Annotated in this window: 16 protein-coding genes and 2 tRNA genes; 10 read left to right on the forward strand and 8 right to left on the reverse strand. The window is 65.9% G+C overall.

Annotated features, from left to right (window positions below):
- Window positions 1-74 precede the first annotated feature (74 nt).
- Together rpoD and dnaG are read right to left on the reverse strand one after the other, a co-directional pair.
- Window positions 75-2,060 carry an RNA polymerase sigma factor RpoD gene (rpoD, locus tag KTQ37_RS00940; RefSeq protein WP_218628591.1) on the reverse strand — a complete coding sequence of 662 codons (1,986 nt, stop codon included), beginning with the start codon at window positions 2,058-2,060 and terminating at the stop codon, window positions 75-77.
- 135 nt (window positions 2,061-2,195) lie between these two features.
- Window positions 2,196-4,154 (reverse strand): DNA primase, encoded by a 1,959-nt coding sequence (gene dnaG / locus KTQ37_RS00945; RefSeq protein ID WP_218628592.1) that lies wholly within the window; start codon window positions 4,152-4,154, stop codon window positions 2,196-2,198.
- Window positions 4,155-4,302: 148 nt separating this feature from the next.
- Here dnaG and KTQ37_RS00950 point away from each other — a divergent pair, with 148 nt between their 5' ends.
- Window positions 4,303-5,214, forward strand: coding sequence for a pirin family protein (locus KTQ37_RS00950; RefSeq protein WP_218628593.1), 912 nt, complete (start codon window positions 4,303-4,305; stop codon window positions 5,212-5,214).
- A gap of 85 nt (window positions 5,215-5,299) precedes the next feature.
- Here KTQ37_RS00950 and KTQ37_RS00955 read toward each other — a convergent pair whose 3' ends face one another.
- Window positions 5,300-5,887 carry a TetR/AcrR family transcriptional regulator gene (locus tag KTQ37_RS00955; RefSeq protein WP_218628594.1) on the reverse strand — a complete coding sequence of 196 codons (588 nt, stop codon included), beginning with the start codon at window positions 5,885-5,887 and terminating at the stop codon, window positions 5,300-5,302.
- A gap of 102 nt (window positions 5,888-5,989) precedes the next feature.
- On the opposite strand from KTQ37_RS00955, the gene KTQ37_RS00960 reads away from it, so the two are divergent.
- The 7 genes from KTQ37_RS00960 to KTQ37_RS00990 all read left to right on the forward strand — a co-directional run bounded on the left by KTQ37_RS00960 (window position 5,990) and on the right by KTQ37_RS00990 (window position 11,158).
- Window positions 5,990-6,214, forward strand: a complete 225-nt coding sequence (locus KTQ37_RS00960; protein WP_218628595.1) for a hypothetical protein — start codon at window positions 5,990-5,992, stop codon at window positions 6,212-6,214.
- A gap of 73 nt (window positions 6,215-6,287) precedes the next feature.
- Complete coding sequence (locus KTQ37_RS00965; RefSeq protein WP_218628596.1) at window positions 6,288-7,586, forward strand: homoserine dehydrogenase; 1,299 nt, start codon at window positions 6,288-6,290, stop codon at window positions 7,584-7,586.
- Window positions 7,587-7,597: 11 nt separating this feature from the next.
- On the forward strand, window positions 7,598-7,990 hold the full coding sequence (locus KTQ37_RS00970) for a VOC family protein (RefSeq protein WP_218628597.1): 393 nt from the start codon (window positions 7,598-7,600) through the stop codon (window positions 7,988-7,990).
- 97 nt (window positions 7,991-8,087) lie between these two features.
- Window positions 8,088-9,053, forward strand: coding sequence for a class II fructose-bisphosphatase (gene glpX, locus KTQ37_RS00975; protein ID WP_218628598.1), 966 nt, complete (start codon window positions 8,088-8,090; stop codon window positions 9,051-9,053).
- Window positions 9,054-9,130: 77 nt separating this feature from the next.
- On the forward strand, window positions 9,131-10,876 hold the full coding sequence (gene recJ, locus KTQ37_RS00980; RefSeq protein ID WP_218628599.1) for a single-stranded-DNA-specific exonuclease RecJ: 1,746 nt from the start codon (window positions 9,131-9,133) through the stop codon (window positions 10,874-10,876).
- Between the two features lie 112 nt (window positions 10,877-10,988).
- Window positions 10,989-11,063: transfer RNA gene (locus KTQ37_RS00985), tRNA-Glu, on the forward strand.
- Between the two features lie 20 nt (window positions 11,064-11,083).
- Window positions 11,084-11,158, forward strand: a tRNA-Glu gene (locus tag KTQ37_RS00990).
- Window positions 11,159-11,287: 129 nt separating this feature from the next.
- On the opposite strand, the gene KTQ37_RS00995 is transcribed toward KTQ37_RS00990, so the two are convergent.
- From KTQ37_RS00995 to KTQ37_RS01010, 4 genes are read right to left on the reverse strand one after another with little or no spacing between them, the layout of a single operon-like run.
- The gene (locus tag KTQ37_RS00995; protein WP_236020995.1) at window positions 11,288-11,749 is read right to left on the reverse strand and encodes a DoxX family protein; all 462 of its coding nucleotides are present in this window, start codon (window positions 11,747-11,749) and stop codon (window positions 11,288-11,290) included.
- A complete protein-coding gene (locus KTQ37_RS01000) occupies window positions 11,743-12,507 on the reverse strand; it encodes an HvfC/BufC N-terminal domain-containing protein (RefSeq protein ID WP_236020996.1) in 765 nt (254 codons plus the stop codon). The genes KTQ37_RS00995 and KTQ37_RS01000 overlap by 7 nt, the downstream gene beginning before the upstream one ends.
- On the reverse strand, window positions 12,494-13,351 hold the full coding sequence (bufB, locus tag KTQ37_RS01005) for an MNIO family bufferin maturase (RefSeq protein WP_218628602.1): 858 nt from the start codon (window positions 13,349-13,351) through the stop codon (window positions 12,494-12,496). Before bufB ends, KTQ37_RS01000 begins: the two co-directional genes overlap by 14 nt.
- A gap of 51 nt (window positions 13,352-13,402) precedes the next feature.
- The gene (locus KTQ37_RS01010) at window positions 13,403-13,681 is read right to left on the reverse strand and encodes a BufA1 family periplasmic bufferin-type metallophore (protein WP_218628603.1); all 279 of its coding nucleotides are present in this window, start codon (window positions 13,679-13,681) and stop codon (window positions 13,403-13,405) included.
- A 183-nt stretch (window positions 13,682-13,864) separates the two neighbouring features.
- On the opposite strand from KTQ37_RS01010, the gene KTQ37_RS01015 reads away from it, so the two are divergent.
- Together KTQ37_RS01015 and KTQ37_RS01020 are read left to right on the forward strand one after the other, a co-directional pair.
- On the forward strand, window positions 13,865-14,419 hold the full coding sequence (locus KTQ37_RS01015; RefSeq protein WP_218628604.1) for a sigma-70 family RNA polymerase sigma factor: 555 nt from the start codon (window positions 13,865-13,867) through the stop codon (window positions 14,417-14,419).
- Window positions 14,416-15,048, forward strand: a complete 633-nt coding sequence (locus KTQ37_RS01020; protein ID WP_218628605.1) for an NrsF family protein — start codon at window positions 14,416-14,418, stop codon at window positions 15,046-15,048. Before KTQ37_RS01015 ends, KTQ37_RS01020 begins: the two co-directional genes overlap by 4 nt.
- A gap of 1 nt (window position 15,049) precedes the next feature.
- On the opposite strand, the gene amaB is transcribed toward KTQ37_RS01020, so the two are convergent.
- A complete protein-coding gene (amaB, locus tag KTQ37_RS01025; RefSeq protein WP_218628606.1) occupies window positions 15,050-16,561 on the reverse strand; it encodes an L-piperidine-6-carboxylate dehydrogenase in 1,512 nt (503 codons plus the stop codon).

Below are 16,561 nucleotides of genomic sequence, written 5' to 3' on the forward strand. Positions count from 1 at the left end.
GCGGCGAAAGGGCGACGCATATCCACGCCGCCATCCAGCACAAGAAAAAACGCCCCCTTCCGGGGGCGCCTTTATCACTGATCCAGGAAGCTGCGCAGCTTGCGGCTTCGGCTGGGGTGCTTGAGCTTGCGCAGCGCCTTCGCCTCGATCTGACGGATACGTTCGCGGGTGACCGAGAACTGCTGGCCGACCTCTTCCAGCGTGTGGTCGGTATTCATGCCGATACCGAAACGCATCCGCAGAACGCGCTCTTCGCGCGGGGTCAGGCTGGCCAGAACGCGGGTCGTGGTCTCCTTCAGGTTCTCCTGAATGGCCGAGTCGAGCGGCAGGATCGCGTTCTTGTCCTCGATGAAATCGCCCAGCTGACTGTCTTCCTCGTCCCCGATCGGGGTTTCGAGCGAGATCGGCTCCTTGGCGATTTTCATCACCTTGCGCACCTTCTCAAGCGGCATTTGCAGCTTTTCGGCCAGTTCTTCCGGCGTCGGCTCGCGGCCGATTTCGTGCAGCATCTGGCGGCCGGTGCGGACCAGCTTGTTGATCGTCTCGATCATGTGCACCGGGATACGGATGGTGCGCGCCTGATCGGCGATCGAGCGGGTGATCGCCTGACGGATCCACCAGGTCGCGTAGGTCGAGAACTTGTAGCCGCGACGGTATTCGAACTTGTCCACGGCCTTCATCAGGCCGATGTTGCCTTCCTGAATGAGATCAAGGAATTGCAAGCCGCGGTTGGTGTATTTCTTGGCGATCGAGATCACCAGACGCAGGTTCGCCTCAACCATTTCCTTCTTGGCCTGACGGGCTTCTTTCTCGCCCTTCTGCACCTGGTTCACGATGCGGCGGAATTCCGAGATGTCCACGCCGACATATTGGCCGACCTGCGCCATTTCGTTGCGCAGATCCTCGACCTTGTCGGTGGATTTCTCGAACAGCATCTGCCAGCCGCGCCCGCCCTTTTCGATCATGCGATCGGCCCAGGTCGGGTCCAGCTCGTAGCCGCGATACTCGTCGATGAACTCGCGGCGGTTGATGCGGGCGGCATCGGCCAGCTTCACCATCGCCGAGTCGATCGACATGATCTTGCGGTTGATCCCGTAAAGCTGGTCGATCAGCGCCTCGATACGGTTGTTGTGCAGATGAAGCTCGTTCACCAGCAGCACGATCTCTGAGCGCAGCTTCTGATAGGCGGCCTCTTCGGAGACCGAGAAGGTGCCATCCTCGTTCAGCGTGGCCGACATCCGCAGATCCTGCATCTCGGCCAGCGTGGCATAGTCGCGCGCGATGATTTCCAGCGTCTCAAGCACCTTGGGCTTGAGCGCGGCTTCCATCGCCGCAAGGCTCATGTTCGAGCCTTCGTCGTCCTCATCGTCGTCATCCGAGCGGATCGGGTTGCCGTCGGCGTCCAGCTCCGGCTCGTCCGAGGATTGCTTGGGCTGCGCGGTGCCAGCCTCCAGCCCCTCAACCACCGGCTCATCCATGTCGTCGTCGTCATCGAGCGAGCGCCCAAAGGTCGTCTCAAGGTCGATCACATCGCGCAGCAGGATGTCTTCGTTCAGAAGTTCGTCGCGCCAGATGGTGATGGCCTGGAAGGTCAGCGGGCTTTCGCAAAGCCCCGCAATCATCGTGTTGCGGCCAGCCTCGATGCGCTTGGCGATGGCAATCTCGCCCTCGCGCGACAGAAGCTCGACCGAGCCCATCTCGCGCAGGTACATGCGCACCGGGTCGTCGGTGCGATCAAGCGTCTCTGCCGTGGTCGTCGCAACCGCGACCTCGCGCGAGCCAGACGCGGCTTCGACAACAGCACCGCCATCGCTGTCGTCGGCCTCTTCGGCCTCGATCACGTTGATGCCCATTTCCGAGAGCATCGACATCACATCCTCGATCTGATCGCCCGAGACCTGATCCGGGGGCATCACCGTATTCAGTTGATCGTAGGTGATGTAGCCACGTTCCCGCGCCTCGGCGATCATCCGCTTCACGGCGGCCTTCGACATGTCGAAGGAGGTGTCGTCGTCGTTCGCGGTTTCGGGCTTGTTTTCGTCGATGTCTTTTGCGGCCATGGGGACTCCTCGGTCGAACTGCGGGGCGGGCTTGGGCCTCGTCACCCAGACAGGATCGAATCATATCCTGCGGTTGTATCGAATCGCGGAGGCGAATCACAGGGCCGAATCATTGCCCTCTCGCGCCCGCCGCGCCTAGTTCTTGCGTTTGCGCCAGATTTCCCCGTCGATCATGGCCTGAAGCTGCGCCGACAGTGCCGCGCGGTCCTCGCCCATGTCCGATGTATCGTCCAGCTTCGATTGCTTGGCCCGGTTGCGGGCCGTCGTGGCCTGGGTGATGCGCCAGGTGACGCCCTCATCTGCCAGACCTTCCAGATCCTCCATCGCTTCGGCCACCTCGGCGCGCACCGCCCGTTCGGCGGCCAGCTTGGCCAGTTCCTCGGCCAAACACAGCCGCGCCAGATCGGCATCCTCGCGTTTGAGCACCGGGGGCGCAGTGCGCACATGGGGCAGCCCCATCAGCTTTTCAAGGTCAGCGCCCGCCCCGGCAAGAAGCCGTTCCGAGATTTCGTCGGGGCTTTCATGGCCATGCAGCAGCATCAGGCTGCGCAGCCGGTCATGCGTCGGATCGCTCAGCGGCACTTTCTCAAGCTGGCTTTCGAACTGCGCGATCAGCACCGGATGGGTGGTCAGGATCGCCAGCACCATCGCCTCGCGCAGGCGGTCGGTCACCCGCTCGTCCGAAGCCGCCGCAAGCGCCGTCGAGCGCGTCATGGGCAGGGGGTGAACGGGCTGCGCCACCCAGCCGCCCTTGCCCGCCCCTCGCGCCGTGCGCGGCACATAGCTGCCCGATGGCGCCGGGCCACGGCGCATGTCGAACAATTCGGCCCGCAGGCGTTTGATCTCTTCGCCGTAATGAGCCTTGATCGAGGGATCGACGATCCGCTTGATATGCGCGCGCAAATCCTTGTCCAGCGCAGCCTTGCGTTCGGGGCTGTCGAAGACCTTGCCCTCAATCGCGCGTTGCCAGAGCAGATCGACCATCGGCTTGGCGGCGTCGAGCACCCGCTCCATCGCCTCGCGCCCCTCGGCCTTGATCAGATCATCGGGGTCCTGCCCGCCCGGCATGATGGCAAACCGCAGCCCCTTGCCCGCCTCCAGCAGTGGCAGCGCCAGATCGATGACCCGCAGCGCCGCGCGGATACCCGCCGCGTCGCCATCGAGCGCGATGATCGGCTCGTCATGGATGCGCCACATCAGGCGCAGCTGATCTTCGGTGACCGCGGTGCCAAGGGGGGCCACCGCACCGCCAAAGCCCGCCTGAGCCAACGCGATCACATCCATATAGCCCTCGGCCACGATCAGCCGCCCGCCCTTGCCGCAGGCCTCGCGCGCGGGGCCGTGGTTGTAGAGGTTCCGCCCCTTGTCGAACAGTTCGGTCTCGGGCGAGTTCAGGTATTTGGCGTTGTCATTGGGGTCCATCGCCCGCCCGCCAAAGGCGATGCAGCGCCCGCGCGCGTCGCGGATCGGGAACATGATCCGGTTGCGAAAGATGTCATAGGGGGCCTTGCCCTTGGTGCTGGCCTTGGCAAGCCCTGCGCCCAGAATCAGATCCTCGGCAATGCCCTTGGCGCGTAACGCGTCCCACAACCCCTGCCAGCCATCGGGCGCGAAGCCGATCTCGAAGCGCGCCTGCGCATCGGCCGACAGCCTGCGCCGCGCCAGATAATCGCGCGCGGCCGCCCCGCCCTGGGTCGACAGCGACATGCGGAAGAACTTGACGGCCTCTTCCATGACGGCGGCCAACTCGCTGCGCCGGTCGGCCTTCTTCTCGGCCACCGGATCGCGCGCGGGCATGGGCATCCCGGCCTCGCGGGCGAGGATCTCGACGGCCTCCATGAAGCCCACGTTCTCGGTCTCGCGCACGAAGCTCAGCGCGTCGCCCTTCGCGTGACAGCCGAAGCAATAGTAATAGCCCTTGCGGTCATCGACATGGAACGAGGCCGATTTTTCGTGATGGAACGGGCATGGCGCCCACCAGTCGCCCTTGCCCTGGTTCGACTTGCGCATATCCCATACGACCTTGCGCCCGACCACTTGCGAGATCGAGACACGGTTGCGCAATTCATCGAGAAACCCGGGCGGCAGACTCATACCCTCTATATTGGCCGGGACGGCCCCGGAGTCGAGGGGTGCCAACGCCTGTGCAAAAGCGAACAGCCGCTCTGCCGCCCTGCCCATTTGCGCAAAGCAGCCGCTGCCCTACCTTTACGCCAACGCGATCCTTTTACAGGAGGCATCCATGTCCATCCGCCCCGTTCTCGAAACCCGCCGCGCCAAACCCACGATGGAGGGCGCCGGCGTGCGTCTGCACCGCGCCTTCGGCTTCACCGACCCGTCCGAGCAAGACCCCTTCCTGATGTTTGACGACTTTCGCGGCGATCACCCGTCAGACTATATGGCGGGCTTTCCCTGGCACCCCCATCGCGGGATCGAAACCATTACCTATGTTTTGGCAGGCTCGGTCGAACATGGTGACAGCCTTGGCAACGCGGGCTCGCTCGGCGCGGGGGATGTGCAGTGGATGACGGCAGGCTCGGGCATCTTGCACCAGGAAATGCCCTCGGGCGACACGCAGGGCCGGATGCACGGCTTTCAGCTCTGGGCGAACCTGCCCTCGAACCTCAAGATGACCGCACCCCGCTATCAGGACATCAAGGGCACCGACATCCCCGAGGTGATCGACGATGACGGCACGCGCGTGAAGGTGATCACCGGCGCATTCTGGGGCCAACGCGGCCCGGTGGACGGCATCGCCGCCGATCCGCAATATCTCGACATCTTCGTCCCCGCAGGCCTCAAGAAGGTCTTCCGCATCGACACCTATCGCCGCGCCTTCGCCTATGTCTTCGACGGCTCGGCCTTCTTCACCGACGCCTCCGCCCCCACCGGCGTGCTGCTCGAAAAAGAGGTGATGGGCCAAGAGGTCAACATCCGCGACATGTCGGGCAACCGCACGCTGGTGCGCTTTGGCTCAGGCGATGAGGTCACCGTCCAGGCGGGCGAAAAGGGCGTGCGCTTCCTGCTGATCTCCGGCGCGCCGATCCAGGAACCCGTCGCCTGGCACGGCCCCATCGTGATGAACACCCAAGAAGAACTGATGCAGGCCTTCCGCGAGTTGCGCAACGGCACCTTCATCAAGCCCGCACACTGACCAAGGCCCTTTCGGCTTTGCATAAATATCCCGGGGGTGAGGCCGCAAGGCCGAGGGGGCTGGCCCCCTCTCCCCATCCGCAAGTTCAGCCGCTGACCGCCTTGCGCACCATGTCCCAGTAGATGTCCTCGACGGTCGCGCGGCTCAGGCGCCCGCCCTCGCGGAACCAGGTATTCACCCCGGTCAACATCGCAATGATCGCCATGGTCGCAAGCTTGGTATCAGGCACCAGGAAGGCCCCGGCGGCCTGCCCCGCCTTCAGGATATTTTCCAGCTCCGTCTCATAGGCCCGACGCAGCCCCTCGATCACCGCGAAGTTCTCGGGGCTAAGGTTGCGCAACTCCATGTAGCTCAGAAACACCGCCTCGGGGCGCTCGCCGTTGTAGCGGATGTGAAAGCGCACGAAGGTTTCCAGCGCCCCGACAGGCGACTCGCCACCCCGCTTCTCCTGCCACGCCGCGATCAGCCCATCCATGTGATCCTTGAGCAGATCGAACAGGAGCGCCTCCTTGTCGGGCGTGTAAAGATAGAGCGCCCCTGCCTGCAAACCCACCGCCGCCGCGATCTGACGCATCGACACCGCAGCAAAGCCATGACGCGCAAACAACTTCATCGCCTCCGCGCGAATGCGCGGGCCGGTGATTTCGGAATGAGAGCCGGTTTTGCGTGCCATGGCGCCACGCTAACTGAACGCACGTTCATTATCAAATCCCTTCGCCCTTCCCTCTGGCATTGCCCGCGCGCGCGCAATATCGTGGCGCGAAAAGGAGCCACCATGCCCCGCCTCGCCTGCCTTGCCCTGACCCTCGCACTGGCCGCCTGCTCGGCTGGCACGGATGCCGATTATCCCAGCCTGCTCCCGACCAGCGCCCTGCTTGGCGACGCGGCGCTCACTCCCGATCCCGCGCCGGGGCTAGAGGCCCGCGCCGCCGACCTGCGCGCCCGTGCCGATGCTTTGCGCGCGCCCGTTGTGCCCGAGGGCGAATTGCCCGCAAACTAGGTCTTCCCTCCGTTGCAAGGCCGTCCCTTTCCCGGTAACAGACCAGCAGACCATTCAACTTGACGAGGTTCCCATGTCTGCCGTTTCCGCCACTCCGCTCCGCCTTGGCATCGCGGGGCTCGGCACCGTGGGCATTGGCGTCGTTAAGATCGTGCAGCGCCACGCCGAGATGCTGGAGGCCCGCACTGGCCGCCAGGTGGTGATCACCGCCGTCTCGGCCCGCGACCGCACCAAGAACCGCGATGCGGACCTGTCGGGCTATGCCTGGGAAACCGACCCGGTCGCCCTTGCGACACGCGATGATGTCGATGTCTTCGTCGAGCTGATGGGCGGCCACGAGGGCGCGGCCAAGAACGCGACCGAGGCTGCGCTGCGCGCCGGCAAGGATGTCGTGACCGCGAACAAGGCGCTTTTGGCACATTACGGACAGGAACTGGCCGAGATGGCCGAGGCCGCAGGCCGCGTGATCCGCTATGAGGCCGCCGTTGCAGGCGGCATTCCGGTGATCAAGGCCCTGACCGAGGGCCTTGCCGGCAACCAGCTGCGCCGTGTCATGGGCGTGATGAACGGCACCTGCAACTACATCCTGACCCGGATGGAGACGGCGGGCCTGCCCTATGACACCGTCTTCGAAGAGGCACGGCAACTGGGCTATCTCGAGGCCGACCCGAACCTTGACGTTGGGGGTATCGACGCGGGCCACAAGCTCTCGATCCTCGCCGCCATCGCCTTTGGCACCAAGGTGTCGTTCGACGACGTGGTGCTGGAAGGGATCGGCCGGATCTCGATCGACGACATCCGTCGCGCGGGCGATATGGGCTACAAGATCAAGCTTCTGGGCGTCGCACAGATGACCGGCCGCGGGCTTGAGCAGCGCATGACGCCCTGCCTTGTGCCCGACAGCTCGCCCTTGGGTCAGCTTCAGGGCGGCACGAATATGGTCGTTCTGGAAGGCGACTCGGTCGGGCAGATCGTGCTGCGCGGCGCGGGCGCGGGCGAAGGCCCGACGGCCTCGGCGGTCATGGGCGACGTGGCCGATATCGCGCGCGGCCTGCGCCTGCCGACCTTCGGCGTCCCTGCAGCAAAACTGGCCGAGCCGACGCCCGCCGCCGTCTCGGCCCCGGCGCCCTATTACCTGCGCCTTGAGCTGATGGACAAACCCGGCGCGCTGGCCAAGGTGGCTTCGGTTCTGGGCGATGCGGGCGTATCGATCTCGCGGATGCGCCAGTATGGCCATGCCGATACCTCGGCCCCGGTGCTGATCGTGACGCACAAGACCACGCGCGACGCAATCGACGTGGCGATCGGCCGCTTCCCCGCGACCGGCGTGGTCGAAGGCGAACCCGTCGCCATCCGCATCGAAGAAATCTGACGAGGCGGGCGATGTTCAGCCATGTGACACTGGGCATCGCCGACCTGACCCGCGCCCGCGCCTTCTATGCCCCGCTGATGGAACTGCTCGGCCTGCGCCTGCGCTTCGACAGCGACGACGAGGGCTGGATCGGCTGGCAACCTGCCGAAGGCGGGCGCCCGCTTTTCATCGTGACCCGCCCGTTCAACGGTCGCCCACCAACACACGGCAATGGCGCGATGGTGGCCTTCCTTGCCCCCGACCGCGCGGCGGTGGACGCCGCCTACCTGCACGCCCTTGCGCATGGCGGCACAGACGTGGGCGCCCCCGGTCTGCGCCCGCATTACCACCCCGACTATTACGCCGCCTATTTCCGCGACCCTGACGGAAACAAGCTCTGCACCGTCTGCCATACGCCGGTTTGACGTGCTCGCGGCCTCGTTAGCGATCTCAGGCTTGTAGTTTGGGGCCTAACTGGCTTACCTGTGCCCGGCCCTTCGCTCTGGCAGACAGGAACACAAGATGACCTCCCCCACCGATTTCAACGACCGCATGCTTTCGCTCGGGCTTGCCCGCGTGTCCGAAGCCGCGGCCCATGCCTCCGCCCGCCTGATCGGCCGCGGCGATGAGAAGGCCGCCGACCAGGCCGCCGTCAACGCCATGCGCGACCAGCTCAACATGCTCGACATCAAGGGCGTCGTCGTGATCGGCGAGGGTGAGCGCGACGAGGCCCCGATGCTCTACATCGGTGAAGAGGTCGGCACCGGGAACGGCCCCGCCGTGGACATCGCACTCGACCCGCTCGAAGGCACCACGCTGACCGCCAAGGACATGCCGAACGCGCTGACCGTGATCGCCATGGCGCAGCGCGGCACCCTGCTGCACGCCCCCGACGTCTACATGGACAAGCTGGCCATCGGCCCGGGCTATCCCAAGGATGTCGTCAGCCTCGAAATGACCCCGACCGAGCGCGTCCTGGCGCTGGCCGCTGCGGGCGGCGTGAAGCCCGAGGACATCACCTGCTGCATCCTCGAGCGTCCCCGCCACGAAGACCTGATCGCCGAAGTCCGCGAGACCGGCGCCGCGATCCGCCTGATCACCGATGGCGACGTGGCCGGTGTGATCCACTGCGCCGAGGCCGAGATCACCGGCATCGACATGTACATGGGCTCGGGCGGCGCGCCCGAGGGCGTTCTGGCAGCCTCGGCTTTGAAATGCATGGGCGGCCAGATGTGGGGCAAGCTGCTGTTCCGCAACGATGACGAACGGGGCCGCGCGGCCAAAGCCGGCATCACCAACCTCGACAAGATCTACGCCCGCGACGAGTTGGTCACCGGCGACGTGATCTTTGCCGCGACCGGGGTCACCAACGGCTCGATCGTGCAGGGCGTCAAGCGCGAGCCGAACTACATCGAGACCGAGACGATCCTGATGCGCTCCAAGACCGGCTCGGTGCGCCGCATGATCTACCGCAACCCGATCAAGTAAGGCGCCGATCCGCGCGTTATGAAAGCCCCGCCACGGCGGGGCTTTTCGTTTTGGCAGATTTTGCGTAGACCAAGGATATGAACGCATTCCTTGGTGTAGATCTGTCCCTGACGGGGCGCCGCTGGATTGGCCCCACGGCCGAGGCCGACCGGCTGGCCGAGGCCATGGTGCAGGAAACCCGCCTGCCCCTGCCGCTGGCGCGCATCCTTGTCGCGCGTGGCGTGCCCCCCGAGGATGCCGCGAGCTTCCTTGAACCCACCCTGCGCGAGTTGCTGCCCGATCCGCGCCAGATGAAGGACATGGAGACCGCCGCCGCACGCTTCCTGCGCGCCCTACGCGAGGGCGAGAAGATCGCCGTCTTCGCCGATTACGATGTCGATGGCGGCTCCTCTGCCGCGCTTCTGCTGACATGGTTGCGCCATTTCGGGCGGCAGGCGACGCTTTACATCCCCGACCGGATCGACGAGGGCTATGGCCCCAACGTCCCCGCGATGCAGGCCCTCGCGCGCGAGCATTCGCTGATCGTCTGCGTCGATTGCGGCACGCTCAGCCATGAACCGATCGCGGCGGCAAAGCCCGCCGATGTGGTCATCCTCGACCACCACCTGGGCGGCGAGACCCTGCCCGATTGCGTGGCCTGCGTGAACCCCAACCGGCAGGACGAAAGCGGCGATCTGGGGCATCTCTGCGCGGCCTCGGTTGTTTTCCTGATGTTGGTCGAGGCGAACCGCCAGCTGCGCGCCGAGGGCACGCAGGGCCCCGACCTGATGGCGCTTCTGGATCTGGTGGCGCTGGCGACCGTCGCCGATGTGGCTCCGCTTGTGGGCGTGAACCGCGCGCTGGTGCGGCAGGGCCTCAAGGTCATGGCGCGGCGCGAGCGGCCCGGCCTGCGGGCGCTGGCCGATGTGGCGCGCATGGACAAGGCGCCAAGCGCCTATTCGCTGGGGTTCCTGCTTGGCCCGCGGGTGAACGCGGGCGGGCGTATCGGCGCGGCCGATCTGGGCGCGCGGCTGCTGGCCACCACCGACGAGACCGAGGCGCAGATGCTGGCCGAGCGTCTCGATCAGCTCAACACCGAACGCCGCGAGATCGAGAATCGGGTCCGGGACGCGGCGCTCGCGCAGGCCGAGGAACGCGGCCTCGATGCGCCCCTTGTCTGGGCTGCGGGCGAGGGCTGGCATCCGGGCGTCGTAGGCATCGTCGCCGCGCGCCTGAAAGAGGCCACCAACCGCCCCGCCGTGGTGATCGGGCTTGAGGGCGGGATCGGCAAGGGCTCGGCCCGCTCGGTCTCGGGCGTCGATCTGGGGGCCTCGGTGCAGCGTGTGGCCGCCGAGGGGCTGCTGCTCAAGGGCGGCGGTCACAAGATGGCTGCGGGCCTGACCGTGGCCGAGGACCGCATCGAGGCGGCCATGGCCCGCCTCTCCGAGTTGCTGGAGCGTCAGGGCGCGGGCACAGGCGGGCCGCGCGATCTGCGCCTTGATGGTCTGCTTCTGCCCGGCGCCGCCACCCCCGCCCTGATCGACGAGATCGACAAGGCCGGCCCCTTCGGCCAGGGCGCCCCCGCCCCGCGTTTCGCCTTCCCGGCGATGGAGATCCGCAGCCCTCGCCAGATCGGCGAAACCCATCTGCGCTTCACCTTTTCCGACGGCATGGGGGCGCGGATCGACGCGGTCTCGTTCGGAGCTTTCGACGGGCCACTTGGCCCCGCGCTTTCGAATCCCGGCAGCGCGCGTTTCCACCTTGCCGGGCGGCTTGAGATCAACACATGGGGCGGCCGGACCAAGGTTCAGCTGCGCCTTGAGGACGCCGCGCGGGCGGAATAATCCCGCATACAAAGGCGTTTCGCAAACGCCCGAAACGAGTTTGAGATTTCTCGAAAAAACCTCTTGCGCGTCCAAACGGGCTGCCGTATGAACCGCCCCACGCTGCAAGGATGGCCCGTTCGTCTATCGGTTAGGACGTCAGGTTTTCAACCTGAAAAGAGGGGTTCGACTCCCCTACGGGCTGCCAATCCTGCGACGTGCCAGCGCGGCCCGTTCGTCTATCGGTTAGGACGTCAGGTTTTCAACCTGAAAAGAGGGGTTCGACTCCCCTACGGGCTGCCACGCTTTCCCAGATAAAACAGACGCCGCATCGACCCGAGAGGGCCGACGTGTGTTTTTTGCCCAAGCCCATGACATAAAACAAAAAAGGCGGCCCTTGTCGGACCGCCCAGTGATGCATTTGCATGTCGCTCAGACGTGGCGGGTCATCCCTGCCCCGGTCTCTCCGCTGTTACGCAGCAAAAGCGCGTCCAGCGACAGCCGCCCCGGCCCGCCCGAGATGAGGCCAAGGAAACAGGCCGCCCAGATGCCATGCACGGGCCAGGCGTCAGGATAAACGAAGACCTGGATCACCGTAGTCATCCCCAAGAGCGCCAGCGCCGCCAGCCGTGTCCCCAAGCCCAGAACCAGCAGGATCGGCAGCGTCAGTTCGGCGCTGGTGGCCATCACCGCGGCAAGCTTGGAGGGGATCAGCGGTAGGGCGTATTCGTGCTCGAACAGGAAATAGGTGCTCTCCTTGATCGAGAAGCCTTCGATCTTGGTCTGCCCCGAGGCCCAGAAGGTCCAGGCCGGGAACAGGCGTAGCGCAAGGCCGGCAATATCCCAGGGCATCCGGGCCAGCAGCGCGTCGGCGCGGTTCAACAGGTTCAGCATGTGCAGTCCTCCCATCCGATGATTGCGCCCGCCGCGAAGAGGCGGAACAGGATTGGCCCGACGTCAAAGCCGGGCTCGGCCGTCGCTGCGGCCTCGGCCGCGCGGATCAGCGGCGCTTGCCCCAACAGTTCACGCGCAAAGGCCGCCTCGCCCGGGCCAAGTGCCCAGACCGGCACGTCAAGCTTGCGATCGCGCAGCACCAGCGCCGTCTCGGGGCGGTCCTCGATCTCTTGCGGGGCGGCGCCGGGCTGGTTCGCGGCCCAGATCGCGCGGATCGCGTGACCCGAGGCGATCAGGGTGACCGACGGGTGCAGCACCAGCCGGATCGCATCGGCCCGCGCCGCCAGCGCGCCCAGATCGGCAGGGGCGAGCGCGGGCAGGTCGGCGGCGTGATAGGCCTGCCCCCGCGCATATTCGAGCCGCGCGACATCGGGCAGATAGGGCAGCGCCGCGACCGGTGGAAAACCTTCCAGAAATTCGGCGAAGCCCTCCCCCCAGGCAAAGAGCACGGGCGAGTTCGGCGGGTCGGCCTCGACATAGACCCGCGCCATGGCGTTGAAGAAATCTGCGCCAACGAGGCGCTCGATCACCGGAAAGCGGGCCGCCAGCGCGCGGCCAAGCGAATGCAGCACATTGTTGCGATAGACAGCGAAACGCTGCGCGGCCTCGGCCGGATCGCGCGCGGTTACGCCTTGCGGCAGCTCACCATCGAAGATGCCCCGGCGAAACGACTGCGCGAAGGCTTCATGCGCAGACATGGGTCCGCTCCGCTTGGGGCGCATGGGCGCGCAGGATACGGGCTGCCCGGCGGGCCTCGTCCAGCAGGACCGGGTAATCGGGCACATCGTTATCCCATTCGATCAGGCTGGGCAGCGGCCCGGTGCGGGCGATGACCTCGTCAAACAGCGTCCAGACCGGATCGGCCACCGGCGCGCCGTGGCTGTCGATCAGCAAGGGCCCCGAGGGCAGTTCCTCAACCGCGTGACCGCCCAGATGAATCTCGCCCACCTGATCAAAGGGGAACTCGGCCAGATAGGCGCGCGCATCGGTGCGGTGGTTCGTGGCCGAGACAAAGACGTTGTTCACGTCGAGCAGCAGTCCGCAGCCGGTGCGCTGCGCGATGGCGCGCAGGAACTCGGTCTCGGGGATGGTCGAGGTTTCGAAAAGAACATAGGTCGAGGGGGTTTCCAGAAGCATCCGGCGCCCGAGGGCTTCTTGCACCTCATCGACATGGTCGCAGACGATGCGCAGGGTTTCGTCGGTATAGGGCAAGGGCAGCAGGTCATTGAGATAGGCCTCGCCGTGGCTCGACCAGGCCAGATGCTCGGAAAAACTCTCGGGTTGGTAGCGATCGACCAGCGCGCGCAGCCGCGCCAGATGCGCCGTGTCGAGCCGCCCCGGTCCGCCTATCGACAACCCCACGCCATGCAGCGAAATCCCGAAATCGGCGCGCAGCGCGGTCAGCATCGCATGCGGCGGGCCGCCCGCGCCCATGTAATTCTCGGCATGGATCTCGAAGAAGCCCAGATCGGGGTCACAGGCGATCTGCGAGAAATGCTCGGGCTTGAAGCCAAGGCCGGGGCGTGCGGGAAGCTGGGTCATCGTCTCTCTCCTGATGGGGAAAGGGGCGCGGAGAGACCGCGCCCCGCCAGATCACATCTTGACCGGTTCGAGCGAGCCCATCCCGTGCGGCGTCTTGATCGTCGCGCAGGTGCCGGCCGGGACATATTTCCAGGCGTTGCCCTGATAGTCCTTGGTCGCGGTGCCAGCGCAGGTGGTGCCGGGGCCAGCAGCGCAATCGTTTTGACCCGCCATGGAGACGCCATAGCACTTTTCCATCTCGCCCTCGGCATGGGCGGCCTGCGCGGCAACCAGCGTCAGCGCAGTGGCCAGCGAGGCGGTGAGCGGGAGGGTCTTGGAAATGATCGACATTGAAGGTTCCTCATCTGTTGTGCAGAGGCGCTCTTGCGTCCTCGGGATGTCCATTCGCGCCCCGCCCTGCCGGAGTTACAGACTTCACGCATAGGTGATCGTTTTGTGATCGCAGAAGTTTTTTGCCCCGATGTCACGTGGACGTGTAACAATCGGGTCGCTGTGAACGAATGGACTGCCACGATGTCAGACACCGAAGAGCTCTGGTCCGGGTTGATGCGGGCGGCCAATCGCGGTGATGCGCAGTGCTATGCGCGTCTGCTGCATGCGATCTCGCCCGTGCTACGCGGCGTGGTGCGGGCGCGTGGCCGGGCGCTGCCGCCCGATCAGCACGAAGATATCGTGCAGGAGGTGCTCATGGCGATCCACGCCAAGCGCCACACCTGGCGCGAGGATCAGCCGATCCGCCCATGGCTTTTCGCGATCACGCGCTACAAGGTCGCTGATGCTTTCCGCCGCCGGGGTGTCGCGGCCACGCCGATTGAGGATGTCGCCGAGCGTCTGGCGGATGAAGGGGCAAGTGCCGCCATCGAGGGGATGGAGGCCGCGCAAGAGATCGAGCACCTGCTGAGCGTGCTCGACGCGCGATCGGCCGAGATCGTGCGCGCATTGAAACTGCGCGAAGAGGCCCCGGCGCAGGTAGCGCAGGGGATGGGCATGTCGGAGGGCGCGCTGCGGGTCAGCCTGCACCGCGCGCTGAAGAAACTCGAAGGTTTCAGAAGGAGGAACCTGTCGTGAATACCGATGATCTGATTGCTGAACTGGCGGGTGCTCCGGCACCGCAGCCGCTGAACACCGCGCGGATGGCCGGGTCGGTTCTGTTCGCCGCAGTCTTTCCCGCCGCTCTGTTTCTGGCGGCGCTTGGCGTGCGCGACGGGCTTGGCGGCTATCTGATGCAGCCGATCGTTGCGCTCAAGACCGTGTTGCCCGCGTTGATCTGCGTGGCCGCATTGGCGGCCTTCGTGCGCCTTTCTCGCCCCGAGGTCAGCCGCCCGGGCCTTGGCTGGCTGATCCTGCCGCTGGCCATCGCGGCGGCGCTGGTGCTGCGCAGCCTGATCACCGCCCCGTCCGAGGCATGGTTCGCTGAAGTTTCCGCCTTCAACCTCGCCGAATGCATGGGCGGCATTCTGGTCCTGTCGCTGGTGCCCAACTGGGTTGCCCTGCGCATCGCACGTCAGGGTGCCAGCACCGCGCCGCGCCTGTCGGGATTGCTGGCGGGGCTTGCCGCAGCCTCGGGTGCGGCGACGGGCTATTCGCTGTTCTGCGTTCAGGATAACCCGATGTTCTTCGTCATTTGGTACGGGCTGATCATCACAATCGTTACGCTTGCGTCGGGCGCGCTCGGCGCCCGACTGCTGCGCTGGTAGATCAGTCGATATCGAACACGACGCCCTGCGCCAGCGGCAGCTCGCGCGAGAAGTTGATCGTGTTCGTCGCCCGCCGCATGTAGCCCTTCCACGCATCCGAGCCGCTCTCGCGCCCGCCACCGGTTTCTTTCTCGCCGCCGAACGCGCCGCCGATCTCGGCGCCCGAGGTGCCGATATTGACGTTGGCGATCCCGCAATCCGAGCCACGCGCCGACAGGAAGGTTTCCATCTCGCGCATATCCAGCGTGAAGATCGACGAGGAAAGCCCCGCGCCGACCGCGTTGTGATCCTCAATCACTGCGTCGAAATCGCCGTAGCGCATGACATAGAGGATCGGCGCGAAGGTTTCGTCCAGCACCAGGCCGGTCTGCGCGGGCATCTCGACCAGTGCGGGGCGCACGTAATAGGCCGCGTTCGAGGCCACCGCCTCGCGCGCGCCGCCATGCACGGTGCCGCCCGCCGCGCGCGCGGCCTCCAGCGCGGCCTGCATCGCATCGAAGGCCTGCTTGTCGATCAGTGGCCCGACCAGCGCCTGGGTTTCAAGAGGGTTGCCGACCGATACGCTTTCATAGGCCTTGATCAACCGCGGCACGAGCGCGTCATAGACGCTGTCATGCACGAAGAGGCGGCGCATCGTGGTGCAGCGCTGCCCGGCCGTGCCCATGGCGCCGAAGGCCACCGCCCGCAGCGCCATATCGAGATCGGCCGAGGGGCAGACGATGCCTGCGTTGTTCCCGCCAAGCTCCAGAATGGTGCGCCCGAAGCGCGCCGCGACCTTCGGCCCGACGATCCGCCCCATCCGGGTCGAGCCTGTGGCCGACACGAGCGCTACATCGTGATTTTCGACCAGCGCATTGCCGACCTCGGCACCGCCGATCAGCACCTGGCTTAGACCCTCGGGCGCAGCGCCGAAACGCGCCAGCGCGCGGTCAAGGATCGCCTGACAGGCCAGCGCGGTCAGCGGGGTCTTCTCCGAGGGTTTCCACACCACCGGGTTGCCGCAAACAAAGGCCAGCGCCGCGTTCCACGACCAGACCGCGACCGGGAAGTTGAAGGCCGAGATCACCCCAACCACCCCAAGCGGATGCCAGGTCTCCATCATCCGGTGGCCCGGACGTTCGGTCGCAATGGTCAGCCCGTACAGCTGGCGCGAGAGGCCCACGGCGAAGTCGCAGATGTCGATCATCTCCTGCACCTCGCCGAGCCCCTCGGAGGGGCTTTTGCCCGCCTCAATCGAGACCAACCGGCCAAGCGCCTCTTTCGAGGCGCGCAACTCCTCGCCCAGCAGACGCACCAACTCACCACGCTTCGGCGCGGGGACGGTACGCCAGACCCGAAACGCGGCCTTGGCGCGCGCGATGGTTTCGGCCACGGCCTCGACGCTGTCGGGCGTCAGCGCGCCGATCTGCTCGCCGGTGACAGGGCTGTAACTCGGCATTGCGCCGCCAGTGTAGCGCGCGGGGTCAACGCCCAGATCGTCAAGCAATTGCTTCGCTTGGATTTGCAGGGACAT

Source organism: Sedimentimonas flavescens, assembly GCF_019264375.1.
In the GTDB taxonomy this organism is placed as follows: Bacteria; Pseudomonadota; Alphaproteobacteria; order Rhodobacterales; family Rhodobacteraceae; genus Rhodobacter; species Rhodobacter flavescens.